The 24,875-nt window shown below is 69.8% G+C and carries 19 protein-coding genes; 15 read left to right on the top strand and 4 right to left on the bottom strand.

What is annotated here, in order from left to right; genetic code table 11:
• Positions 1–19 precede the first annotated feature (19 nt).
• The 8 genes from FHU28_RS21550 to FHU28_RS21515 all read left to right on the top strand — a co-directional run bounded on the left by FHU28_RS21550 (position 20) and on the right by FHU28_RS21515 (position 6,468).
• The gene (locus FHU28_RS21550; RefSeq protein WP_184686305.1) at positions 20–1,216 is read left to right on the top strand and encodes a hypothetical protein; all 1,197 of its coding nucleotides are present in this window, start codon (positions 20–22) and stop codon (positions 1,214–1,216) included.
• 91 nt (positions 1,217–1,307) lie between these two features.
• Positions 1,308–2,306: a hypothetical protein gene (locus FHU28_RS21545; RefSeq protein ID WP_184686304.1), complete on the top strand. Its 999-nt coding sequence runs from the start codon at positions 1,308–1,310 to the stop codon at positions 2,304–2,306.
• Entirely contained in the window at positions 2,299–2,697 is a 399-nt protein-coding gene (locus FHU28_RS21540) for a hypothetical protein (RefSeq protein ID WP_184686303.1), read from the top strand. Before FHU28_RS21545 ends, FHU28_RS21540 begins: the two co-directional genes overlap by 8 nt.
• 96 nt (positions 2,698–2,793) lie before the next feature.
• Positions 2,794–3,789 carry a radical SAM protein gene (locus FHU28_RS21535; RefSeq protein ID WP_184686302.1) on the top strand — a complete coding sequence of 332 codons (996 nt, stop codon included), beginning with the start codon at positions 2,794–2,796 and terminating at the stop codon, positions 3,787–3,789.
• Between the two features lie 31 nt (positions 3,790–3,820).
• Positions 3,821–4,237 carry a nucleoside 2-deoxyribosyltransferase gene (locus FHU28_RS21530; protein WP_184686301.1) on the top strand — a complete coding sequence of 139 codons (417 nt, stop codon included), beginning with the start codon at positions 3,821–3,823 and terminating at the stop codon, positions 4,235–4,237.
• Positions 4,234–4,893 (top strand): hypothetical protein, encoded by a 660-nt coding sequence (locus FHU28_RS21525; RefSeq protein WP_184686300.1) that lies wholly within the window; start codon positions 4,234–4,236, stop codon positions 4,891–4,893. Before FHU28_RS21530 ends, FHU28_RS21525 begins: the two co-directional genes overlap by 4 nt.
• Entirely contained in the window at positions 4,883–5,503 is a 621-nt protein-coding gene (locus tag FHU28_RS21520) for a thymidylate synthase (protein ID WP_184686299.1), read from the top strand. The genes FHU28_RS21525 and FHU28_RS21520 overlap by 11 nt, the downstream gene beginning before the upstream one ends.
• Positions 5,500–6,468, top strand: a complete 969-nt coding sequence (locus tag FHU28_RS21515) for a hypothetical protein (RefSeq protein WP_184686298.1) — start codon at positions 5,500–5,502, stop codon at positions 6,466–6,468. The genes FHU28_RS21520 and FHU28_RS21515 overlap by 4 nt, the downstream gene beginning before the upstream one ends.
• Here FHU28_RS21515 and FHU28_RS21510 read toward each other — a convergent pair.
• The 4 genes from FHU28_RS21510 to FHU28_RS21495 are packed head-to-tail and all read right to left on the bottom strand — an operon-like array spanning position 6,461 to position 10,419.
• A complete protein-coding gene (locus FHU28_RS21510; protein ID WP_184686297.1) occupies positions 6,461–6,940 on the bottom strand; it encodes a hypothetical protein in 480 nt (159 codons plus the stop codon). The two genes, FHU28_RS21515 and FHU28_RS21510, sit on opposite strands and share 8 nt — an antisense overlap.
• Before the next feature lie 15 nt (positions 6,941–6,955).
• The gene (locus FHU28_RS21505) at positions 6,956–7,216 is read right to left on the bottom strand and encodes a DUF7662 domain-containing protein (RefSeq protein ID WP_425326178.1); all 261 of its coding nucleotides are present in this window, start codon (positions 7,214–7,216) and stop codon (positions 6,956–6,958) included.
• Positions 7,217–7,220: 4 nt separating this feature from the next.
• Positions 7,221–8,402: a restriction endonuclease gene (locus FHU28_RS21500; RefSeq protein ID WP_184686295.1), complete on the bottom strand. Its 1,182-nt coding sequence runs from the start codon at positions 8,400–8,402 to the stop codon at positions 7,221–7,223.
• Between the two features lie 28 nt (positions 8,403–8,430).
• Complete coding sequence (locus FHU28_RS21495; RefSeq protein ID WP_184686294.1) at positions 8,431–10,419, bottom strand: GmrSD restriction endonuclease domain-containing protein; 1,989 nt, start codon at positions 10,417–10,419, stop codon at positions 8,431–8,433.
• 271 nt (positions 10,420–10,690) lie between these two features.
• Between FHU28_RS21495 and pglY the strand changes: the two genes are divergently transcribed.
• The 7 genes from pglY (at position 10,691) to FHU28_RS21460 (ending at position 24,767) form a co-directional block, all read left to right on the top strand.
• Complete coding sequence (gene pglY / locus FHU28_RS21490) at positions 10,691–14,434, top strand: BREX-2 system ATPase PglY (protein ID WP_184686293.1); 3,744 nt, start codon at positions 10,691–10,693, stop codon at positions 14,432–14,434.
• Positions 14,431–17,163 carry a BREX-2 system phosphatase PglZ gene (pglZ, locus tag FHU28_RS21485; protein WP_184686292.1) on the top strand — a complete coding sequence of 911 codons (2,733 nt, stop codon included), beginning with the start codon at positions 14,431–14,433 and terminating at the stop codon, positions 17,161–17,163. Before pglY ends, pglZ begins: the two co-directional genes overlap by 4 nt.
• Positions 17,160–18,473, top strand: coding sequence for a BREX system ATP-binding protein BrxD (gene brxD, locus FHU28_RS21480; RefSeq protein WP_184686291.1), 1,314 nt, complete (start codon positions 17,160–17,162; stop codon positions 18,471–18,473). Before pglZ ends, brxD begins: the two co-directional genes overlap by 4 nt.
• 9 nt (positions 18,474–18,482) lie before the next feature.
• Positions 18,483–20,603 carry a DEAD/DEAH box helicase gene (locus tag FHU28_RS21475; protein WP_184686290.1) on the top strand — a complete coding sequence of 707 codons (2,121 nt, stop codon included), beginning with the start codon at positions 18,483–18,485 and terminating at the stop codon, positions 20,601–20,603.
• A gap of 136 nt (positions 20,604–20,739) precedes the next feature.
• Positions 20,740–23,649 carry a M36 family metallopeptidase gene (locus FHU28_RS21470; protein ID WP_260413072.1) on the top strand — a complete coding sequence of 970 codons (2,910 nt, stop codon included), beginning with the start codon at positions 20,740–20,742 and terminating at the stop codon, positions 23,647–23,649.
• A 187-nt stretch (positions 23,650–23,836) separates the two neighbouring features.
• Positions 23,837–24,277 (top strand): ribonuclease domain-containing protein, encoded by a 441-nt coding sequence (locus FHU28_RS21465; RefSeq protein WP_184686288.1) that lies wholly within the window; start codon positions 23,837–23,839, stop codon positions 24,275–24,277.
• A gap of 61 nt (positions 24,278–24,338) precedes the next feature.
• Complete coding sequence (locus FHU28_RS21460) at positions 24,339–24,767, top strand: barstar family protein (protein WP_184686287.1); 429 nt, start codon at positions 24,339–24,341, stop codon at positions 24,765–24,767.
• Positions 24,768–24,875: the final 108 nt, after the last annotated feature.

Genomic DNA, 24,875 nt, shown 5'->3' with positions numbered 1-24,875 from the left:
GACGAGAACTGGAGGCCGCGTGGCCGACCTGACCGAGGCCGAGGCCAATGCCGGTGGAAGATGGTGGAACGCGGACGACGTGGCGGACGTGACCGAGATGCTCGCCGCGCGTGGCTCCCGGCTCTGGCAGCTCATGGCTCCCGCCGATCTGGCCGCCTGGGTCTTTGAGGCTCCTGCTCCGTCGCCGCTCGACCCGGCGCCCGACGCCGTCGACGGTGACTGGGCGTCCGGCCTCGACGAGACAGGCCGTCAAGCGTGGGCGCTCGCCGGCTGGGTGGCCCGCACTGTGGTTCCGGACGCCACGGGCACCGCCGGCAGGTACTGGATTCTGTCCCACCTGGACGATGCCGCACCCGCCACATTGCGGCTGACGGTCGGGATGCTGGAGATCCTCGGCCTGTACGAGACGGGTGAGGAGATCTGGCTCCGGTCCCACGCCGCGCCGATCCTGTCGGCAATGGACGCCGGTGCCGTCGATCTGGAGGAGTGGCAGCGCCGCGGTATCGACGTGGCGGACGACAGCACCAGGACCCTCGCGGAGGACAAGGTGCTCCTCACCTGCCCCGACCTCGCCACGGCGCGCTGGCTGCTGCGGCAGCCGCCGGTTATCGCCGGTGTGCGGCTGCTGTCGTGTTGGGTGGCCGCCGGACCGTACTCGTTCGAGAGCCGATACCGTCCGGAGGTCGTCGCACGAGCGTGGCAGGCGTCGCAGTTGCTGGACGGCGAGGACCCGGACGCGCTGCCCGGTGGCGGGAACGGCTTCGACCGGCCGTACACCGGTGTGACGACCGGCGACCTGCCGGCGCAGCGGTCGTTCGACGCCGACGCCTACCGGGCCGGGGTGGACGAGCACGACCGCCTTTGCCGGACGCTGATCGCCCACCTGTCCCGCTCGCGCCTGGTAGCCGGATCCGGCCTGGCCGGGGTGCACGTCGACCTGGCGTGGCGCGACGTCGACGGACGCCAGTTCATCGCCGAGGTGAAGAGCGTGATCGACGGCAACGAGGTCGAGCAGCTCCGGCTCGGTCTCGGGCAGGTGCTGGAGTACCGCCACCGGCTGGCCGCCCGGGGCGTTGCCGCCACCGCTGTCCTGCTGGTCTCGCGGTGCACCGATCCGGTCTGGCCGGCCATCTGCGCCGGTAGCGGAGTGCTGTTGCTGACCGGCGAGGAGGAGCCGACGTGGCGCGCGAAGCTCATGACGGCGGCGGTCGGATGAATATGCCGGGACTGTTGGCCGGTGCGCTCAGGGGAAAGTGCTTGCTAGGGTGTCGCTCGCGGAAGCAACTATCAATTTTCGAGGTGGACCCGTGCCGTTCCCTATAGTCCTGGTCGCCGTCGCCGCGGGAACGACGGCGGTCAGCTTTATCGGAAACAAGATCATTGAAAATCAGGCGAAGGGCAAGCTGGAAGAAATAACCAGCGAGCACGACGAGGAGTACGCGAAGCACCGGGCGGCCGCCGATTCCACCTCGGAAAAGCTGAGAGGGTTGGGCGAGTACCAGCAGGCGGCTCTTGACTCCGTGATCCCCCGCATGAAGGCGTTCGCCGAGCGCAACGAGCGCCAGTTGCGGATGCGTGGACGCCAGATCGTCGAGGACGGTGAGGCGCCCGAGAATCGCGAGATCGAGGCGTCCCCCGAGGTCTCCGGCCCCGGTGAGGTCGCGGCCGCGATGGCCGGCATCGTGTCCGCCGCCGCGGGCAACGGCCTCGGTGCCGCCGCCTACGCCACGGTGGCGAAGGTGGCCACGGCTTCTACCGGAACGGCGATCAACGCGTTGAGCGGTGCGGCGGCGAAGAACGCCACCCTCGCGGCGATCGGGGGCGGCGCCAAGGTCGCCGGGGGCGGGGGGATCGCGGCGGGTGCGCTCCGGCTCAACATCATCACCGCGGTGCCGGCGGTCGCGCTCACCATCGGGCTGATGATCAAATCGAAGTCCGACGCCGACACGGCGATTGCCAAGTACGACGCGGACGTCAAGACGGCGATCGCCAAATTCCACCACCAGGACGAACTCCTTCGCGGCATCGACGAGCGGGTCGACGAGATGCAGGACGTGCTGGCCGATCTCGTGCGGCGCGCAGGCGAGACGATCGACAGCCTGGAGCAGGCCGAGCGCGAGCCCGGCGGCTTCGATCTCGCCCGTGACGACCACGCGCACCTCCTCCAGACGGCGCTGCTCGTCGTCAAGGGCGTCGCCGAGGTCAGCGCGGCGCCCGTCGTGAACGAGGATCTGACGCTCGACCCCAGTGGTGAATTCCTCGTGATCAAATACCGCGACTACGACCCGGAGCGCGCACATGCCTGATGCCCGCGGAAGCGCCGACGGAAAGCTCGGCTGGATGGCCACTGCCCCGGACGCCGCGCAGTTCCTCATGGCGATCGTCGATGTGGCGAAGCGCGTCGACGCGAACATGACCGAACGCACCCGCATCGAAGCGGAACGCGACAAGGAGATCGCCAGGATCAGCGCGGCGAGTCAGGGCCTGCGGGATTATCTGGATCGCGTTTTCGCCGAGCGCCGGGAACTGCATCAGGGCTTCTTCACCCGGCTCGACAAGGCCATCGAGGACCGCGACCCGGAAACCATCCGCGCCTGCGTGACCGGAATCGTGGAGGTCGCCAAGCACTCGCCGCTCAACGACATCGTGGAACTGCGCTCCGTCTGGGCGGACCCGAATGCGGTGATCGAGATCTAGCCGCGCGCCTTGACCCGGACCGGCATCGGGCGCGACGATTCGGTGAGCATCGATGAGTAGCTGTTTTTGCGCTGGCCAGTGGTACGGGGAGGCAGGGTGCAGCCAAACGCGCCGGGCGAACGACCGCTCTTGCTCAAATCGCATCAGATCGTCAACGCCGGTGACGGCCACTATGCCTTCACCGACCTTCGCAAGACGAGCCTGGGTGATGTGCGGACACGGCAGTTCCGGCTCTTCACACCGATCAGGCGGCAGCGGATGCGGCTGCCCACGTCACTGCCGGAGTTTGCCGAACTTCGGCACCTGGCGAATCTGTCCGACAGCCCCGTGACGGTCGCCGCGGAACTCGGCGGCCACTGGACCGAGCACAACCTGGCGGCCATCACGCACGTCGCCGCCTGCAACTTCCGATGCTCCTACTGTTACGTCGACTACGCCCACCTGGCCGGAGGTGACCGGTTCACCGCGACCGCCGACGCCGTCGTGGCGGAGTTCATCGCGCTGAGAGCGGCAACGCTTCGGGCCGGCCAACGGCTCAGCCTGCTTCGCGTGAGCGGCGGAGAGCCACTGCTCGCACCTGGTCTCGTCATCGACATTCATCGTGTTCTGGCCGAGCGTGACCTACTGGATGCCGTGGTCCTCAAAGTGGAGTCGAACCTGTCCGCCCTGACCTACGCGTGGCGGCAAGGCCGCGCCGACCCCGGCCCGGCCGAACGCGCATCGATGCGCAGGATCAAGCTCCACACGACGCTGCACCACCCGCCCGACAGTCGCGAGTGGCCGGCCATCCGTGACGGCCTGGCCCTGGCACTCGACATCGGCTTCGACGTGTTCCCGGCGATCGGGGCCACCGACTGGTCCGCCGCACAACTTGAGTCCCTCTTCTGGGAACTGACCCGGATCAGCCCCGGGCTTGTACGGCGCCTTGCGGTCCGGCCCTTCCACCTGGACTATCCGGCGTTGGCCGACAGGCGGCGGTTGCCGCGGCCGACGGAGAGTGAAGCTCCCTCAGTCACGTGGGAAGGAATCCTCCGGAGACACGTGGGTGTCGGATACCTCGCCCGACCGCGTCATCTGGTACCGCTCAGCTGAGCACGAATTTCCGCCTGCCTCTGGAGGAGCGATGTCAGTCCTCACGTCCGTCACGATATGCAGCAGCTCCAAGTTCTATGACACAGCGCGGGAGGCGGAAGCGGCCCTGCGCGCCCTCGGTATGACCGTCTACACCCCCCGTTACGACTACAACGAGCAGTTCGTGACCGTTGACGAGCCGGACAAGGCCCGGCTCACTCATGAGTTCCTGGCGAAGATCGACAGATCGGATGCCGTATTCGTGATCGCCAACGACGGCTACGCGGGAGCAAGCGTCTGCATCGAGGTCGGCTATGCCGCCGGGCAGGGAAAGACAATCCTGTTCTCCGAGCAGCCGGCCGAACTCGCGTTACGGGCGCTGGTCGATGCCGTCGTGCCGGTGGACGCCATTACCGACGGCGTGCGGTCGATCGGTCATGCCGACGTCGCGGCGCGGAGGTCGCCGTGATAATCGCCGCTCCCGGTCCGTCCAGCCGCCTGTTCGGCCCTGCCGCCGAAGTTGTCGGCCGGCTTCTCAGTGGTCTGAACGGAACGGGATCACGGTCACTGTGGCACCGAGCCGGCGCGGATGTTCTCGTCCAGTGCCGAGGCTTCGACGTTCCCGAGTTGGTGGCATCGGGATCCGTCGACGCGGGTGTCACCGGATACGACGTCTGCGTGGAGTGGTCCCTCGCTCATGACGAGCCGCTCGCTCTGTATGCCCTGCCCGCCACTCGCACTTCCTTTGTCACCTACTGCACAGTCGCGGGTAGGAAGGTCGAAACCATCTACACCGAGTACCCGGCGATCACCGCGGCGTGGCTGAGGGCACACACGCGGCAGAACTCCGCCCGGATCGTACGGATGCGCGGCTCGACCGAGGGCATCATCCGTGTCGACGATCACGGCGCCGGGGTGCTGCTGGTGACCTCCGGCCAGACACTCGCCGCGAACGGGCTGGACATGGACGTGCCCCTGCTCGCCACCGACATGTGCCTTGTCACCAAGGCATCCTTCGTTGATCGGGGCGTTACGGCCGGGTTGCCGGTGCTCCCCATGCCGAGTTTCGCCCGAGGCGGCGACCAACGAGCAGACGTCGTCGGGGGACCTGCGCATGGAGATTGAGGCGGCCACGGTCGCGTCGGGCTGGACCGACGTGTTGTCGGTCTTCTCGCGCCGGGAGCCAGCACGGGTCACGACGCGCCACGGAGTCTGCTTCGACATCCCCGGCCTGACCGTGTGGGTCCGTAACCCGGCGGACCTGACCCCGCCACAGGGCTACCTCTATCCCGAACTCATCAAGGACTACCGGGACCGGATCTTCGGTGACCAGCGGGAATCGTCTCTCCTCTACCAGCGGCTACGAGGATGGATCGGGCCGGACGGCTCACCGGTGGACCAGTTTGCGCAGGCGACGGCCCTCCTGCAACACGACGAACACAACAGGGCTGCGGTCTTCTCGATGTGGCGACCGGACGAGGACCTGGGAGGCCGCTTTCCTGTCTCGCCTGTGGGCGGCGCCCTGCGAATCGTGGACGACCACCTGGTGCTGTTCCTGACCGCGCGCAGCGTCGACGTGTGGGTCGGCCTGGTGCCCGAACTGCTGACCTTCGCCCAACTGGCGGCGGACGCCGCCCTCGCGCTCGGCATGAGGGGCAGCAGGATCTGCTACCACTCCTGGAGCGCCCACATCTACGAGGTCGACTACCTCACCTATCTGACGGATGCGCCGTGAAGCGGTCGCTCACGCTTCTGGACAGTGGTCTCATCGATCCCTACACCATCGACAGGGTCCTCCAGTCGGTGGTGTTCTTCTCCGATCGCGTGGTCCTGCGGGCGTCCTTCGCGATCGCGGGTCCCTATCGTGAGCGCGCAGATGAGATCAACCGACGGATCGATGAGCTGCATGAGGCCGGGCTGCTGCGGCTGTGGGGTCACGAGTACGAGGTCGATGACAGCGGCAGACTGCGCTTCGGACTGGAATCGGGGCGACGGCGGCGAGCTGATCTGGTCATTCCGCAGGAGCAGATGCGCGCGAGCCTGATCCGCATGGACGAGGTGATGCGGGCGATCCGCGAGGAGGCCTACCGCCGCTCGGAAGGTGACGACACCGGCCGGCTTCGCCAGGGGGCGGCGGAGATCGTGAGCCTGCGCAATCAGATGGCGTCGCTCGTCATCTCTTCGGAACTCAAGCAGGACGGCCTGCTGTCCAACCCTGCGGTGCGGGCCCAACTCACCCGACACCTCGGCCCGCCCGGGCCCGAACGTTTCGAGGCCACGGTGGTCAGGGATGTGCTGGGGCAACTGAGGATCGGGCCACTGCACCTGCTGACCGTCGACCAGATCCTGCAGTCCCGCCGCTACAACGCCGGCTTCCGGTCACTGCTGGATGAATCTCTGCTGGCAGTCGCGCGCGGGCACGACCCGGTCCTGACGCCGGAGGCGACCGCCCGTGAGTTGACCCGTCGCTACCGCGAGACGATTGCCGAGTTCGCTCGGCCACAAATCGGCGGCCAGGTGGCGCAGGAGGTGGTTTGGGACGTCCTCGGTGCCACAGTGCCCCCGACCGTCGTCTTCAAGTACGGGCTTCGTGCCCTAACGTGGCGGAAAGCCGCGCAGCGGGCGAGGCCCTTTCTGCTGCTGATGCACCTGGAGAGGTCTTTCCGCGGGATGGGCCGAGGCAGCCAGCGGCTCACCTGAGGTAGTCCTGGCCGGCGGTTCGCAGCGCCTCTTCGACATCGGGCAGCACCCGACGTGCCGACATCGGCAGGAGGTGGGTGACGTGCCACAACGCCACCTGCAGGGGGTCGTGCCTCGACGCCTCGGCCGCTGTATCGGTGGCGGCCATCGACCACACGAGGATGAACGCCAGGGCGTAGGCGGCCTCGGGGATCTCGAAGGTCAGGCCGAACCACTCTCGCGCTTCCGCAGGAAGCCTCAGGGGCGCGCCCCGTCGCCCGCCTCGGCGGAGCATGTCGACACTGGTTCCCAGGCTTCGTGCCGGTGCTCCGTCGTCGACCTCCCAGGCGACATCGAACATCGACGAGAGCGACGTGGCCGCCGAAATGATCGCCTGGCTCCCGTCGCGGTCGATGTGAGGCCGCGAGCGGAACAGCGTCATACCGGCGCTGGCGGAGCGAGGATCGGCAACGGCATGGAGGGAGAGTGCCACCAAGCGGATCGTGGTTCAAGGATCGACAGTCGGCCCGTCGCTCACGTGGATGAACCGAACCCGGCGGCTGATCAGATCTGGGCGGGCGGCGAAGCCGGCGGCGCGCCACGCATGCGACTGCGGGTGCGTCCGGTCGTTGTTCGACCACCAAGCCGGATGCCGGTACGCGGAGCGAGGCAGGCCGCCCGGAACGAGGTTGGCGACCTCCTCGAAGCTCATGTCGACCTCTGCCGTGCGCCGTCGAAGGTGGTCACGGAGCCCGTCGTACTTCCCCATGGGATCAGGCCGCCGCCTGCTCGGCGCTCTGCAGGACATCCAGGATCGCAGCCGCCACCTGCTCGATGTAGTCGATCGTCCGGGTGGTTTCGGCGCCGTCGATCGGCCGCTTCCCCCCGGGGGTGTCCGGGTCGTCGTCGTACTCGTGGGCGATCTTGTGCCGGCGCTGCACAATCTGCTTGAGCTGCTCTTGGACCTCCTTGCCGGTGAACGAGACACCGTCCCCACCCTGTTGCGTGAGTACCTTGGCCACGCGATCCCAGAAACCCTTCACGTCGTGCACGAGCGCGAAGCCGTCCCGGATCTTGTCCGGGTTCTGGTAGACGAGGTGGCCCTGGTCGCGTAGCTGCTGATCGAGCGCCTGCACCCACGTCTTCTTTCCGAGCTGCACCTCCTCGATCAGACCGAGTGAGATCTGAAAGGCGGCGAACCCCCTGGGCTTCGGCAGCGAAGGCTGGGCGACGAGTTTGAGCATCCGGGCCCGGATCTCCTGGCGCACCCAGTGGTCGAGGGCGGCCACGCTCTGCACCCAAGCGGCGCGGAAGACGTCGGAGACCTCGAAGGCACCCACCTTGAGTTGTGCCAGATGCTGACCGGCCGTGGCCAGGCTACGCGCGTAGTTCAGGTTGCGCTTGAGGCTCGTGAACGGCACGTCGTCGTGGTCGAGGTCTGTGACGGCGGGCTGCTCCGGCACGGTGGACACCGGCACCGCTGCTCCCAGCAGCCGTTCGAGGCGGGCAAGGCTCTCGGCCTGGTTGATCCGATAGACAGTGGTGAGCGACGGCAGGGCGAGCACCTCACGTTCCACCGAGGTCCGTGGAATGTCAGTACGGGACCACTGCACGGCGCGCACATGGCGAATCCCGGACGGCAGGTCCGTCCGGTACTGGTAAGGCCCCACCACCCTGCCGATTGCGACGTCGGGGCTCGTTGCGCGAAGGAAGAGCACGATGTCGCCCTCGGCCATACGCGAGCGGAACGCGATCAGCTGGATCGCGTAGTTCTCCATCGCGCGTCTCTCGACGTCGGGGTAGGCTGCCCGGACACGTGCCTTGATCGCATGGGGATCGCCCGCATCGGTCAGATCGCCTGCTGCGGCCCAACCGACCGCGATCAGGTCCTTGTCGAGGGCGAGCGCGTCGTAGTTGTCGTCGCGTCCGGCCCGCACGATCCACGCCTGTGCCATGTGGTTCCCCAGTTCTGTCCCTACGCGGTCAGTCGGTGCTGGTGATCGCGAACTTGGTCAGGTTGCCGTCCCACTGCTTCGCATCGATTGGCGGCAGGGCGGACAGCGGCTGCGACGTCTCGAGTTCCCGGTCGAACACGGCGCGCCATTCCTCCGGTGTCCCCGTGACCAGGAACGGGCCGATCGGCACCTGTAGTGAATCCTCGATCATCTCCACCGGGACGGACTCGCCGGCGATCGTCACGTCGCTGTCGATTCCGGCGACCCGGGCCGACTCGATCGCGTTGTCCAATTCACCCATGCTGGCCGACCCAGCCCAAGCGAAGCCGTCCCCGGAGGCGGTGAACACGATCCGGCCGCCGTCGCGAATCCCGCCGTACAGCGCCAGATCGAGTGACAGGCCGGCACTCGGGTCGGCGTTCTCTGTGGCCACTTCGTTGAGGAACGGGGGACGGAACCGGTCCAGAAGCGAGTTCATGGCATCTGCGAGCAGGGCCCGACGGTTGTTGAGGAACCGCTGGTACCCGTCCGGGTTTCGCAGCGCCTCATCGAGAGGCACCAGGTGGGACCGTAGCTCCTCATCGCTCAACTCCGGGAAGTACTCGGCCGGGCTCCGCCCGTTGATTTTCTTGTTCGCCTGCCCGGAGATGAACACGAGGTTCGCCAGGTCATTGATCATGCCCTTGTCGAACCGAGGGTCGTCGAGGGTCGACGGGGGATGGACATGATGATGCTCGAGCCGCGGCGCGTCGCCGACGTCCGGAAGGATCTCGGTGCCGGTCCACCAGTCCCGGGCGTTGCCGACCAGGGCCACCAGCAGGCTCAGGAAGAAGTAGGGGCTCTCCTTGGTGCGCCCGCGCAGCGCTCGTTCGGTGACCTCGGCCCGGGAACTCTCGACATTGAGTCCTTCCAGCAGGGAGCGGACCGGATCTTCCTGCCGGGCGGCGCGGATGTCCTGGCTGAGCCGGGTATCGGTGGACCCGCTGTAACGGGTCCGGATGGTGGCGAGCAGCAGCCAGTAGATGACGCCGTTCGAGGTCTCCGGGTCGATGGTGTCATCTCTGCGCTCCCCGAGAAGCACCACCAACGGGATCAGCACGATCATCGAGGGCAGCGGGTCGGAACGGGTCAGCTTGAGGTGGGACCGGAGCAGAGGGATCAGTCGCCGCAATCCGCGTTTGACCACCTCCCAGCCCCGTTCCAGATCAGTGTCACTGGTCTGGCGCAGCTTGCTGTGGGACCACACGGACAGGCCTCGGCCGAGGACGACCCCGGCCAGCGCGCGGGACAGGAAGTTGACGTCGATGTGCCCGTAGCCGTGGCGTAGCCAGTGCTCCGACTCGCTCTGCAGCTCGGCCAGCACTCCCTTCCACCGGGTGGACAGGGTGGCCATCGCCAGGTCGAGGGTGCCGAGGCGACGTCCACCGCTGTTGACGCGGACGAAGATCTCCGCGACCTCCTCATAAGGGAAGCCCTTGAGGACCTCCATGACGAAACGGCGGTTGCGTAGCTCCTTGATCCTGCCCAGCCGTTCCTCGATCTCGTGGTCCGGCAGTGACGAGCCTGCATCGAGCAGCCGCTGGGCCAGGCGCATTATCGACGCCTTCTGGTCGAGGACGTCCGCCACCTTCACCCATTTCGGGTCGCGTTGGGTTGCCGCGCTCTGGTTCTGGAATTTCTGGTTCTCCACGTGGAAGACGACCTGTGCCCCCGGGTGGTCGGTGAACACCCGATGCAGCGAGGTCAGGCGTTGCTGACCGTCGAGAAGGAACAACGGCGGCTTCGTCGGCGCCGCCTCGGGTCCGCTGATGAACATGTCCCGTGTCTCCGGGGCCTCGTCGGTCTCCCAGAACAGCAGCGATCCGAAGGGATAGCCGCGGTAGATGGAGTCCATCAGCTTGGCGACCTGTGTCGGCTTCCAGACATATTCACGCTGAATCTCGGGAAGCAAAATTTCACCGTTCGAGATCTCCTCGATGAGCTTCCCGATGGACCGTTCGATCCTGTCGACGTGCATCAGTCAACAACCTCTTCATGGTGAGAACGTGAAAGCCGAGCCCGAGCCCCATCTGCGGTGGGGCAGGATTCGGGCGGCGTCGATAGGCCCTGAAGATGTCCTACCCTGTCGGCTTTCGGCTGTCCACCCCATGATCAGTTGTTCCGTGCCGCGCCCATGCCGGCTGGCAGGCGTTGTCCGGTTGCGAATTGATCCGCCATCTGGGCCATCTCGTCGCCTGCATTGCGTGGCCGGCCCGGGCGTATCCGGTTCACTCGGTACGGTATGCGGCATGTCTTCGCCCACCCCTGCGCCGCTGCTCCGGGAGTTCATCGACATCCCGGAGCGCACGAGCGTGAGCGACTTCGTGCTCAGGCTCTCCGACAGTGTCGACGACGCCGACGCCACCCTCCGCGACTACGTGGTAACGGATCGGTTGCTGGCCAACTTCGACGAGGCGCTCGGGCTGATCCGTTCCGCGGTCGAGGGACACGCCTCCAAGGCGGCGTACCTGCACGGTTCATTCGGTTCCGGCAAGTCGCACTTCATGGCGGTGCTGCACGCGCTGCTGCGGGGTGAGCCGGCCGCCCGCGGCCGCGACGAGATGGCCCCGCTGGTGGCCAAGCACAGCATCTGGCTGGACGGCCGTAGGTTCCTGCTCATCCCCTACCACCTGCTCGACGCTCGGTCGCTGGAACAGCGCGTGCTCGGCGGTTACGTCGACCGGGTACGGGCGCTGCACCCGGAGGCGCCGATCCCGGCGGTCCACCGCACCGACGCGCTGCTCGAGCAGGCCGCCTCGCTGCGGGAGAAGATCGGCGACGCCCAGTTCATCGCCGGGCTTCCCGGCGACGACGCCGAGGACGAGTGGGGCGACACCGAGGCGTTCTGGACACCGGAGCGGCTGGACCAGGCGTTCGCCGGCGCGTACGGCGACGAGCTGCGCCGCAAGCTCGTCAACGACCTGCTGACCAGCTGGAACAAGGGCTTCTTCAGCAACGCCCGCGAGGACGCCGAGGCCTTCATCTCGCTCGACCGGGGCCTCACCGAGATCAGCCGGCACGCGAAGGAGCTCGGCTACCACGGCCTGATCCTCTTCCTCGACGAGCTGATCCTCTGGCTGGCCAACTCGATCGGCGACCAGCAGTTCGTCTCCCGGGAGATCCAGAAGATCACCAACTTCGTCGAGGGTGGTGACACCCGCCGTCCCATCCCCGTGATCAGCTTCATCGCCCGCCAGCGGGACCTGCGGGAGCTGGTCGGCGAAGAGGTCGTCGGCGCGAACGAGCTGAGCTACCAGGACACCCTCAACCTGGCCAGCGGCCGGTTCGACGTGATCAGGCTGGAGGACCGGAACCTCCCCGAGATCGCTCGCCGGCGCCTGCTCAAGCCCGTCACGCCCGAGGCCGGCGAGGCGATCTCGCGCGCCTTCGAGAGCACCACCAAGGTACGCCGGGAGGTCTTCGACACCCTGCTCGGCAGCGACTCCGGCAGCGGCGCCGACATCGACGCGTTCCGGTCGACGTACCCGTTCAGCCCGGCCTTCATCTCCACCCTGGTGCACGTCTCCAGCGCGCTCCAGCGGTCCCGCACCGCGCTCAAGCTCATGCGGCAGCTCCTGGTCGACCGGCGGGAGACGCTCCGCCTGGGCCAGCTCGTCCCGCTCGGCGACCTCTACGACGTGATCAGCAGCGGCGGCGACCAGCCCTTCACCGAGAAGCTCAAGGCCGAGTTCGAGATGGCCCAGAAGCTGTACGACCTGAAACTGCGCCCCCACCTGTTGGGCCAGCACGGGTTGACCGAGGAGGACCTCGACGCAGCCCGCCGGGGAGACCAGCTCAGCCCGGAGGTGACCGGTCGCGTCCGCGCCTTCACCGGCGACGACCGGCTCATCAAGACGCTGCTGCTGGCCGCCCTGGCCCCCAGCGTCCCGGCCCTGCGCAACCTCACCGGCCGGCGTCTCTCCGCGCTCAACCACGGCAGCATCACCAGCCCGATCCCCGGTGGTGAGGTCGCGCAGGTCAATCGGAAACTCGCCGACTGGGCGGGCCAGTTCCCCGAGATCCGGATCGGGGAAGGCGACGACCCGGTGGTGTCGCTGGAACTCGTCGGCGTCGACGTCGACAGCGTGCTCGCCACCGCCAAGCACTACGACAACGAGGGCGCGCGCAAGCACATCGTCCAGCGGCTGCTCTGGAGGCAGCTCGGCGTGCCGTGGAGCGACTCGTTCTTCGCCGAGGCCGGGCTGACCTGGCGGGGCAGCCGGCGCGTCATCGAGCTGGTCTACGGCAACGTCCGCGACCCCAACGACATCCGCGACGAGGCGTTCCAGCCGAACGACCCGTCCGGCTGGCGGATGATCGTCGACTACCCGTTCGACGACGGCAACCACGGGCCGGCCGACGACCGGCAGCGGGTGCAGGACCTGCTCAGCCGGAGCAACTCCCGCACCGTCTGCTGGATCCCGGCAGCGCTGACCGTCGAGCGCCGCAACGAACTGGGCAAGCTCGTCATCATCGACAAACTGCTCGAGGGGCAGCGATTCGACAGCCACGCCGAGCACCTCAACCCCGACGACCGGCGGCGCGCGCACGCGGCGCTCACCAACCAGCGCAGCGCGCTGCTGGCCAAGATGCAGGGTGTTCTGCGTCAGGCGTACGGGCTGGCCGCCAAGCAGCCGACCGATGTGCAGCTGGGCTTCGACGACCACCTCCACTCACTGACCCGGGCGCTGGAGCCGAAGCTGCCGATGGGCGCCACGTTCGACGACGCGCTTCGCAGCATCGGCGACCAGATGCTCACCCAGCAGTACCCCGCCCACCCGGACTTCGACCCCGACCGCAAGGGCGAGCCGGTGCGGCTCCCCGAGGTCAAGACCGTTTTCGGGTACGTCCAGCGGGCGGTCGAGTCGCCGGAGGGGCGGGTGGAGGTGGAGCGGGCGCACCGGCAGACCATGCGCCGCATCGCCAACCCCCTGCGGCTCGGCACCATGCACGAGGCGGCGTTCGTCATCGAGGGGGAGTGGGTCCAGCACTTCCAGCATAAGGCCGCCGCCGAGGGCATCACCGGCGAGCTGCGCGTGGCTGACCTGCTGCGCTGGATCGACGAGCCGAAACCGCGTGGCCTCGACTCCGTCGTCGCGCAACTCGTGGTGGCGGCCTTCGCGGAGCAGACCGACCGGGCGTTCCATCTGCACGGCAGTCAGGTGATCCCGGCACCGGAGCCGGGCAAGGTGAGCGCCGATCACACCCTGCGGGAGGAGAGCCTGCCCGGCCAGGACGACTGGGACCGGGCCCGGACACGCGCCGCCGCCATCTTCGGATTCCAGCCGCTCGCCCTGCGCCGGGGCCGGCTGGTGGCGATTTTCGGCCGGGATCTGGCCACTGCGGCATCCCGGCACCGGGAGGCCGCGCAAACGCTGGCGAACCGGCTCGAACAGCACGCGAACTGGCTGCGGCTCGATCGGGAGACCGGCCGCTTCGCCACGGCTCGTGCGGCAACGGATCTGCTCGAGGCGCTGGCGACGGGGCGGTCGGCGAAGGAAGCCGTCGAACGGCTCGCGCGCGGTGAACTTGCCGGTCCGGCGGACCGGACCGGCAAGAGCATCAGCAGCGCCGGCCAGGTGGCGGCCGCGCTTGCCGCCGCGCCCTGGGACACGTTCGAGATCGTCGCCGGTCTGCCGGAACCCTACTCGGCCGAAGCAGAGGCGATTCTCGCCGAACTCCGTCGGGTCGCTCAGGCAGATGAACTGACCGCACCTCTGGCCCCGGCGCTGCGCCGCGCTCAGACCGAGGCTACGGCGCTGCTCAAGCGCGCCACCAGCAACACCCCGCCCAGGGTCATCGACGACACTCGCAAGATCCGTTCCGGGACAGACGAGGACGTCCGCGACGTGTCGAAGGGCGGCGGCGCCCTGCCGAACGGCCGGGTCCTGGTTCCGGCCGGCGAGATGGACCGGGCGGTGGAGCAGTTGCAAGCGTTCGCCAGGGACCACCCCGGCGCCGTCATCGAGGTGACCTGGAGAGTGCCGTCGTGACGCAGGCGCCGGCGCTCGACCAAGCGCTGCGGATCAGCCCCGTAGCGCTGGCTCAGAAGGTGGCGCAGCAACTCGACCGGCACCGCAACGGGGATCCGTACCCGGTCATTGTGGTCCGCGCGGAGCCGGCCTGGCCGCACGAACCGGTGCTGCCGCTGCCCGGCGGCCGCCAGGCCCGCGTCGTGCCGTGCGTCTCGCCACTGGCCGTCTGGGAGCGTCTCGTCGCCGAACGTGGTGACGAGGTGCTCGTGGTGCTCACCGACATTCCCGGGACCGTTCTCGGCCCCGGGGTGCGCAGCCGCATCTTCCGGCAACAGGTGATCACCGTCGAGCCATGGGACCTGGTCGTTGACGCGTTCGGGGCTCAGGTGCCGGACATGGCTCTGGAGGCGGAGCGATGGGCCGGCCCGGCGCTGCTCGACGCAATGCCGCCGGGCGGGTGGCCTCGGCTCACCACCAAGGTGCTGACGCGGGACGTCGCACTCCGTCACCTGGCCGCCGTGCGGCTCGGCCTGGAGCGGCGGGGAAACGCCTCCGACGATCTCGATGTGGCGACCCTGCTGCGGTGGAGCGTCGAGCCCGGGGCGGTCGAGGCGTTCGGCCTGATCCGCCAGGAGGAGCGCGACGGTCTGGCGCGCTGGCTGGTCGAGCAGTTCGGCAGTCCCGCCCGGGCGCTCTTCGCGCTCGTCGCTGCCGGCCGTGGCGCGGACGCGTTGCCGCTGGGCCTGGTCTGCGATGCGCTCTGGACCACCGACACGCCCGACGCCGTGCGGGCCCAGGGCCGCATCGAACAGTACGTCGGCAACCTCGACGACGATCGGGCGGTGCGCGGGCTCGCCGAGTCGGCCGTGCAGGTGGTCGGTGCCATGCTGGCCGACCGCGACGCGGACGTCCGGCGGCAGGGGCATGCCGTCCTGGACCGCGCCGAGCAGCTGCTCATCCTGTTCAACGCCACCGGCAGTGCCGCTCACAGCCCTGTCCTGCGTACGGGCTTCGCTCGGCGGGTGGGCGACGCGGCGCAGGCGCTCCTCGCCGGCCTTACGGATCCGGCCGATCCGACCCTGGACATCGCCGTCGACCGACTGGCCGGGCACCGGCTGGCGGAGGCGGAGGCGGAGCGGGTCCGGCGGGTACGGATGGCCCAGCGGCTCGTCCGGTGGCTCGGGACGACTGTCGAGCCACCGGCCAGCGTCGCAGACGGTGTACAGCGGCAGATCGCGGAGTGGGGCTGGGTCGACCTGGCGCTCAACCACGTCTGGGCCGGCGAAGACGCGCACCCCGAACTGCAGCGCGCTTTCCGTGCGGTTCACGAGCGCGCGCAGCAGCGACGCCGGGACCTTGACGCTGCCTTCGCCAACCGGCTCGCGGCCTGGGCTACTGCCGGGCCGGGCAACGACGGTGACCTCCTGACTGTGGAGAATCTGCTCAACCGGGTCATCGATCCGTTGGTCCGCGCGGACCGGCCGGTGTTGCTGGTAGTGCTCGACGGAATGAGTGCGGCAGTCGGCGTCGAACTCGCCGACGAACTGTCCCAGCACTGGGTCGAGTACGACCCGCTGGCTCACGGAGGCGCCGGGCGCCGCCGGGGTGTCGCGGCTGCCCTGCCGACGCTGACGGCCGTGTCGCGGACCTCGCTGTTCGCGGGTGCGCTCCGGCTCGGCACCCAGGCAACCGAGCAGCAGATCTTCGACAAAGGGCGGTGGGGCGACGACGCCCGGATCTTCCACAAGGGCCCGGGCCGCGGTGGTGCCGGCGAGGTGCTCGCCGGTGAACTCAGCGAAGCGCTCGCCGGCCCGGCACGCCTCGTCGCCGTGGTGATCAACACGGTGGACGACGCGCTGGCCCACGGCCGGGAGGGCGACGAGGCCGGCTGGCAGCTCGGGGATCTCGGATTCCTGCGGAGCCTGCTGGACCTCGCCCGATCCTCCGGCCGGGCGGTCGTCATCACCAGCGACCACGGACACGTGCTCGAACGCGGCGGCGAGTACGTCAAGGCCGCCGACGCCGCGTCGGCCCGGCACCGCACCGGTCCCGGCCCCGCCGGCCCGGGCGAGGTGGAACTGAGCGGTCCGCGAGTGCTGTCCGAAGGGAACCGGATCATCGCACTCTGGGATCCCCTCCGGCGCTACCGCCCCACCAAGGCCGGCTATCACGGCGGGGCCTCGCTGGCCGAGGTGACCATCCCACTGCTGGCCTATCTGTTGCCCAACGTCGCCGACGTCCCGCAGGGCTGGGCGCCGGTGGAGGAGCGCCGACCCGGATGGTGGCAGGCGAGCGCACCTGTCGCCAAGACGGCGCCCGCGGCGGTTGCGCCCGTGAGAACCCGCCGCAAGGCACCGGCGGTCGCGGGGGAGGCCGCCTTGTTCGACATGCCCGAACCGCCGTCACCGTCCGCGGCACCCGCGGCCGGCGGCGATCTCGTGACTGCGCTGCTCGGGACCGAACTGTTCACGGCACAGCACGGCCTGACCCCGCGCAAGGTCGACCGCGCGAAGATCGCGGCAGCGATGCGGGCACTCGTCGAGGCGAAGGGCGTGCTGTCCGCCGCCGTGCTCGCACAGCGGGCCGGCGAGTTGCCGGCGCGCGCCGGCGGCTTCGTCAACACCCTGCAGCGCATCTTCAACGTCGACAACTACCCGGTGCTGTCGGTGATCGACGACGGGCGCACCGTCCGGCTCGACGTCGCGTTGCTGCGTACCCAGTTCGGGCTGCCGAAAGTGGCGGCATGAGCGGCGTCAGTCCGGCCCGGCGGCGCGAGGTCATCGACGCGTTGCGGCGTGGGGCGGTGCCTTCGGCCGGCCTGGACCTCTTCGCCGTCGGGCTGGACCGGTTCGCCGGCGCGGTGGGTGAGGACCTGCAGACGGTCATCGCCGGCGCATCGGTGTTCAAGGCGATCCGCGGCGAGTACGGCTCCGGCAAGACGTTCTTCACGCGCTGGATCGCGGAGCAGGCCAAGCGGGCCAACCTCGCCACCGCCGAGGTGCAGATCTCCGAGAACGAGACACCGCTGCACAAGCTCGAAACCGTCTACCGGCGGTTGACCGAGCGTCTGACCACCGCCACATTCCCGCCGAGCGCGCTGCGGCCCGTCATCGACGGCTGGTTCTACGCCCTCGAAGAGGACGTGCTCGCGGCCGGGGAGGTGCCGCCCGAGGACACGGATGCGCTGGACCGGGCGGTGGGTGTGCTGCTGGACCAGCGATTGGCCGAGGTCAGCCGTAGCGCGCCCGCCTTCGCCGCCGCGCTACGTGGTTACCGCACCGCGAACCTCGGAGGTGACCCGGCGACGGCCGATGCCGTGCTCGCCTGGCTCGGTGGTCAACCGCATGTCGCCGCGTCCGCTCGCCGGGTGGCGGGTGTACGGGGGGATCTCGACCACTTCGCGGCGCTCAGCTTCCTGCAAGGCCTGCTCGCCGTGCTGCGGGACAGCGGCCACCCCGGACTGCTGCTGGTCCTCGACGAGGTGGAGACGCTGCAGCGGGTCCGCTCCGACGCCCGGGACAAGGCGCTGAACGCGCTGCGCCAGCTCATCGACGAAGTGCACTCGGGCCGCTTTCCCGGCCTCTACCTGTTGATCACCGGCACACCGGCCTTCTACGAGGGACCGCAGGGCGTCCAGCGACTGGCGCCGCTCGCACAGCGGCTCGCGGTCGACTTCACCACCGACCCCCGCTTCGACAACCCGCGCGCGGTTCAGGTGCGGCTGCCAGGGTTCACCGTCGACTCGCTGGTCGAACTGGGCTCGCGCGTGCGCGACCTGTACGCGCACGGCTCCGCCGCCCCGGAGCGTGTACTGACACTCGTCGACGATGCGTACCTCGGTGACCTGGCCCGGGCCGTCGCCGGTGGCCTGGGTGGCAGAGTCGGGGTGGCGCCCCGGCTGTTCCTCAAAAAACTGGTGGGCGACGTGCTCGACCGGGTCGACCAGTTCGCCGAGTTCGACCCGCGTCTGCACTACGCGCCGACCCTGTCCACGGCCGAGATGACCGAGGTGGAACGGAACGCCACCAGCGCCGCCGACGTCGAGCTGGACGTGTAGGCGAGCGGTATGGCGAACGATGCCGAGCTGCTCCACCCCGTGCTCCTGCACCACGTGGTGAACTCGCTGCAATGGCCGGGCCTGCGGCCGATGCAGCAGGCGGCGGTGCGGCCGCTGCTCGGTGGGTCGGATGCGCTCGTCCTCGCGCCCACCGCAGGCGGAAAGACTGAGGCGGCGCTGTTCCCGCTGCTCTCACGGATGGAGAACGAGCAGTGGTCCGGCACCTCGGTGCTCTACGTGTGCCCGCTCAAGGCGTTGTTGAACAACCTGCTGCCCCGGATCGAGGCGTACACCGGGTGGCTGGGGCGACGGGCCGCGCTGTGGCACGGTGACGTCAGCACGGCACGGCGGCGGACGATAGTGCGAGAGCGCCCCGATGTCCTGCTGACCACACCTGAATCCCTCGAGTCGATACTGGTCAGCGCGACAGTCGACCACGACGAGTTCTTCCGTGGCGTCCGGGCGGTCGTGGTGGACGAGGTGCACGCCTTCGCGGGGGACGACCGGGGCTGGCACCTGCTGGCGGTACTGGAACGCCTCAGCCGAGTCGCCGGACGCCCTGTCCAGCGCGTCGGTCTGTCCGCGACTGTCGGCAACCCCGACACCCTTCTGGCCTGGCTGCAGGGTTCCGGCCGCAACCGCGCTCCCGGCCAGGTCGTCGCGCCCGCGCCGTCGCCTGCCTCCCGGGGCGGCGGGCGTCCGCCCGGTGAGGTCGAGGTCGACTACGTCGGCTCGGTGCACAACGCGGCGAAGGTCCTCGCCGCGCTGCACCGGGGGGAGAAGCGGCTGGTGTTCTGCGAATCCCGGGCACTCGTCGAGGAACTCGGACAGCGGCTGCGCGGCTTCGGCGTGACCACCTTCCTGTCGCACGCCTCGCTGTCGGTGGACGAGCGGCGTCGCGCCGAGGAGGCGTTCGCGCAGGAACGCGACTGCGTCATCGTCGCCACGAGTACCCTTGAACTCGGCATCGATGTCGGCGACCTGGACCGGGTCGTACAGATCGGTGCCCCGAGAACCGTCGCCGCCTTCCTGCAGCGGATCGGCCGGACCGGACGCCGCCCCGGCACCACGAGGAACTGCCTGTTCCTTGCCCTCGACGGCGACGGGCTGCTTCAGGCGACCGCGCTGCTGCACCTCTGGAGCCAGGGCTGGGTGGAGGAGGTCGTGCCACCCCCCGAACCACGGCACATCGTGGCCCAGCAGATGCTCGCGCTGGCGCTGCAGCAGAACCGCGTCGGCGACCGGCTCTGGCGGCACGAGTGGAACGACCTGCAGCCGTTCGACAGCGGCGCCGAACCGATCATGCGGCACCTGGTCGACAACGGCTATCTCGACTCGGACTCCGGACTGCTGTTCATCGGCCCGGAGGCGGAACGGCGATACGGCCGGCGGCACTTCATGGACATGCTGGCGGTCTTCACGGCGCCGCCCCAGTTCACGGTGATGTCGGGTCGCACCGAGATCGGCCGTACCGACCCGGCTCTCCTCACGTCCCGGGCCGAGGGGCCACGCCTACTGCTGCTCGGTGGGCGCAGCTGGCGGGTGACCCACATCGACTGGAAGCGCCACCGTTGCTTCGTCGAACCCGCCGACGGCGGTGGAAAGGCCCTCTGGATGACCGGGGGGACGCCGACCGGGCGTTCGTATCGGATGGTCCGGGCGATGCGGGAGGTCCTCCTCGGCGCAGATCCGCCCGTCGCGTTGACCGGACGTGCCACCGACCGGCTGGCCGGCCTGCGCGAGGAACACACGGCGCTGGTCCATCCGGCCGGCACGCTTGTGGTGCAGGACCGTCACGGCGAGGCACGGTGGTGGACGTGGGCGGGCTACCGAGCGAACGCCACCCTCGTGTCGACGCTCAGTGAACTGGCCGATCCGACCCAGCGTCCCGACGACGCGTCGATCCGGCTGAGGGCCGGTCTGACCCGCGAAGAGCTGCGCGCGGGGATCGGCGGAGCCGCCGGTCGACTGTGCCTGCCCTTCGTCGACGACCGCGCGGTGACCGGCCTGAAGTTCAGCGCCGCCCTGCCGCACCGGCTCGCCGTCGCCACCCTGGCATCGCGGCTCGCCGACCTTCCGGGAGCGGAAGCGACCCTCGCAGAGCCGGTGCGCGTGACACACCTCCTCTGATCCGCAGAGAAATCGACGCAACAACATTTATGGATGTTCGGATGGTGTCGGCGCGTCGATCGTGCTGGTCGGATGGCGGAACGGACATCGCCGTTCGACGATGACAGGAGGGACCGTGCGCACACCATCCCGTGCGTTGACGGGGACCACCGCGCTGCTGCTGGCAGCCGGCCTGGTCCTGACCGCCGCTGGCGGCGGCCAGGCGGCACCCCGGGAACAGACCCGTACCCAGGCGCCACCCGACCACCTGCCGGGCGACCGGCACGACACCAAGGCCACTGACAACCGCAAGGGCCGCGTCGCCGCCACCGAGCGGCAGCGGGATCGCGCCGCCGCGCTCGGCGCGCGCGTGCGCTGGTCCGACTTCGGTACGCCCGCCACGCTCACCTCGACCGGCAAGCCGCTCGCGACCGGCCTGCCCGCCGACCCGGCCGCCGCCGCGCGCGCGTACGTGGCCGCCAACCGGGACGTGCTGGGCCTGACCGCCGAGGGTGCCGCCGCGCTGGAGTTGCTGACGGTGGCGCCGATGGGGCGGGGCGCGACGGTGCTGTTCCGGCAGCGCTTCGGCGACCTGCCGGCCGCCGTCGACGGCATGCTGTCGGTCGGCGTACGTGACAAAGCGGTGTGGCACGTCAGCTCCTCGCTCGCCCGCGACGCCGGTACGCCGGCCCCTGCGACGATCAGCGCCGAGCAGGCCCGCAAGGCGGCGATCGCCGACGCTGGCCGCGCCGACGCGCAGGTCATGCGTACCTCATTGGTCGCGGTGCCCACCGCGGACCGTGGGCCGCGCGCGGCGTGGGAGGTGGTCCTCGGCGCGGACACCACCGGCGCGGACCCGGCCGCCTACTCCACCTACGTGGACGCCCGCGACGGCGCCGTGCTGGTCCGCGAGGACCTCATCGACCACGCCTCGGACCACCCGTCCTGGGAGGTCTTCCCGAACTCGCCCCGGGTCGACAGGTCCTCGGTCGACACCCGCAAGCGGTGGTGCGCCGTCCCGGCGCGCGGCTGCGCCGAAGTGGTCGGCGTGCCCGGGCACCCGGCCTGGGACGTGGACCCGGCGACCGGGGAGTCCACCACCACGACCAAGGGCAACAACGCGATAGCCGTGCAGAACTGGTTCAGCAACGACCCGTTCAGCGTCGGCACCGAGACCGCCACGCCGCGCCCGGACCGCAGGTACGCCTACCCGTGGACCAACCAGTGGCAGGAGCAGCGCTGCAACCCGGAGGTGTTCACCTCGCCGCGCGCCAACGACATCGACGCGGCGCGGGCCAACCTGTTCGCCATGCACAACCGGATGCACGACTGGACGTACCACCTCGGGTTCACCGAGGAGACCTGGAACATGCAGCAGGACAACCTGGGCCGGGGCGGTCTCGGTAACGACCCCGAGCAGGGCAACGCCCAGGCCGGTGGGGTCAGCGGCGGCCCGCCGACGTTCCCGGCCCGCAACAACGCCAACCAGATCACCCCGCCGGACGGCGTCGCGCCGACCACCAACATGTACCTGTGGCAGCCCACCGCCGGCTCGTTCTACGCGCCCTGCGTCGACGGCGACTTCGACATGTCGGTGATCGCCCACGAGTACGGCCACGCGGTCACCAACCGCATGATCGCCGGCCCGAGCGCCGGGGTCAGCACGCCGCAGGGCATGAGCGAGAGCTGGTCGGACCAGCTCGCCGTGGAGTACCTCTTCGAGCACGGGTACGCGGCACCCGGCCGGCGCGGTTTCACCGTCGGCGAGTACACCACGCAGGACCCGAACGCGGGCATCCGCAACTACAACATGAGCGACAGCCCGCTGAACTACAGCTCGCTCGACTACGACTTCGTCGGCCTCCAGGTACACGCCTCCGGAGAGACGTGGAGCGCCACCAACGCCGACATCCGCGCGGCCATGATGCGCCGCTGGGGCAGCGGCACCCCGGCCGTCCAGAAGGCGTGCGCCACCGGCGCCCGCGAGGTGACCGCCTGCCCGGGCAACCGGCGCTGGATCCAGCTGGTCTTCGACTCGTTCCTGCTGATGGCGGTCAGCCAGGTCAGCATGGTCGACGCCCGGGACGCGATGCTCGCCGCCGACCGGATCCGCTTCGGCGGGGCCAACCAGGACCTGCTCTGGAACGCGTTCGCCAAGCGCGGCCTGGGGGAGGGTGCGGCCAGCGTCGGCCACACCGACCCCGACCCCACGCCGGGCTTCACCTCCCCGTACGCCCGGGAAGGCTCGCTGCGGCTCCTGCCGGTGGGCGAGCGCGGGCCGGTGGCCGGAGCGCAGCTGTTCGTCGGGCGCTACCAGGCGCGGGCCGTACCGGTCGCGGACACCGACGCGGCGACCCCGCTGACCGACCGGGTGGACCTGGTGCCCGGCACGTACGAGTTCGTGGTGCGGGCCCCCGGCTACGGGCACACCCGGATCGGCCCGGTGACGATCAAGGCGGGTCAGAACCGGACGCTGCCGGTGACGTTGCGACCCAACCTGGCCTCGGCGACCACCGGCGCGACGGTCGCCGGTGACGGCATCAACCTGCCGCAGATCGTCGACGACGACGAGGCCACCAACTGGGCCTCGCTCGGCGCGCCGGTCGCCGGCCGGCAGGTGACAGTCGACCTGGTCGGCGGCGTCCAGCAGGTGCGCCGGGTGCAGGTCAGCGCGATGCTGCGCCCGCCCGTCACAGGTGACGCGGACGCCGGCACCCAGAGCCGGTACTCCGCGCTGCGGCAGTTCCGGGTCCTGGCCTGCACCGCGCAGGGGCCGGTGACGTGCGCCGACGCGGCCGACTTCCGGCCGGTCTACACCAGCAAGCCGGACGCCTTCCCGTCGGTGGCGCCGCGTCCCCGGGCGCCCGAGCTGATCATGCGGTCGTTCGACATCCCGCGTATTAAGGCCACGCACCTGCGCGTCGAGGTGCTGACCAACCAGTGCACCGGCGCGCCGGACTACGCCGGTGAGCAGGACGACGACCCGCGGGCGGCGACCGACTGCGCCACCGCCAGCCCGCAGGCGCAGAACGTGCGGATCGCCGAGTTCCAGGCGTTCTCGCACTAGATCCACGCGGCGGGTGCGGACGGGCGGCTCCGGTCGTCCGTCCGTACCCGCCGCCGTGTGTTCACGCGGGGTTCGGGGCGCCGTCGCCCGATCAGGGCTGTACCGCGGGCAGGATCCCCGACAGACTGAGCTTCGATCGGCCATCAACGTCGATCGATGTGCCGTCGTCCCGTTCAAGGAGGATCCCTTGACCCCGTTCCGCGCCGCCGTCACCCGCGTCCGCCGCGCCCTCGCCGCGTCCGCCCTGGTCACCGCCGTGGCCGCCGCCGCACTCGTCGCCCCCGCCACGGTCTCCACCCGGCTCGCCGAACCGGCCGCTGCCGCCGTCTACGGCTCCTGCACCCAGTCCCGCTGCGCCGACGCGCGTACCGCGCGGTCCGGCTGGTCCGCGAAGAGCTTCCCGACCAGCCGCGGCTGGAACTCGTGGAGCGGCGGCAAGTGCAACTTCGCCGGCGGCCGGTTCTACAACTACGAGGGACAGTTGCCCTCCGGCGCCACCTACTACGAGTACGACGTCTACCCGCGCGCCTGCAACGCTTCCCGGGACGCGTACCGGATCGTGGTCAACAAGAGCACCGGGGTGACCTGGTTCTCACCCGACCACTACGCCAACTTCTACCGGCTCTGAGCAGCCTCGACGCCGGCCGGGCCCGCGACGCCCGGCCGGCGCCGTCGGGAAAGGACGGATCATGGGCGCAGCGTCCACGCGGCCGCCGGCCTGGCTGGCGTACGACGGTGCGCCGTCCGAGCCGGACGGTGTCCTGGTCTCCGGCGCGCAGGCCCGCACCCGGGCCGGGCTGCACGAGACGCTGGCCGCGGCGCTGGCGCTGCCCGACTGGTACGGCCGAAACTGGGACGCGTTCGCCGACGCGCTCGCCGACCGCCTCGACGCCGGTCCGCTGACAGTCGTAGTGACCGACGCGGCGGACCTGCTCGCCGACGAGCCACCCGCCCAGCTCGGCACGCTGCTCGACGTGCTCGGGGCGGTCGCCGCCGGTGGTCACGAGACGCTGCGGGTGGTGCTGCGCGACCACCCGGCCCGGCTGCCCGCCCTGCGCGCCCGCGTCGCCGCCGTGCTCGGCGGACGGCTCACCGGCCCACCTCCCGCAACCGGCTGACCGGGTGCCGTTTCCCCGCCACCTCCCCGAAGCCGCCGGCCCGGCCCGGCCGCGCCCACGCGGATCTCCAGTGGCGATGTCGGACGGTGATCATGGCCGCCAGTTCGG

Origin of the sequence: Micromonospora echinospora, assembly GCF_014203425.1 — a bacterium.
GTDB lineage: Bacteria > Actinomycetota > Actinomycetes > Mycobacteriales > Micromonosporaceae > Micromonospora > Micromonospora echinospora_A.
Note: the sequence above shows the minus strand (reverse complement) of the source record. Positions and strands in the feature narration are given on the sequence as shown.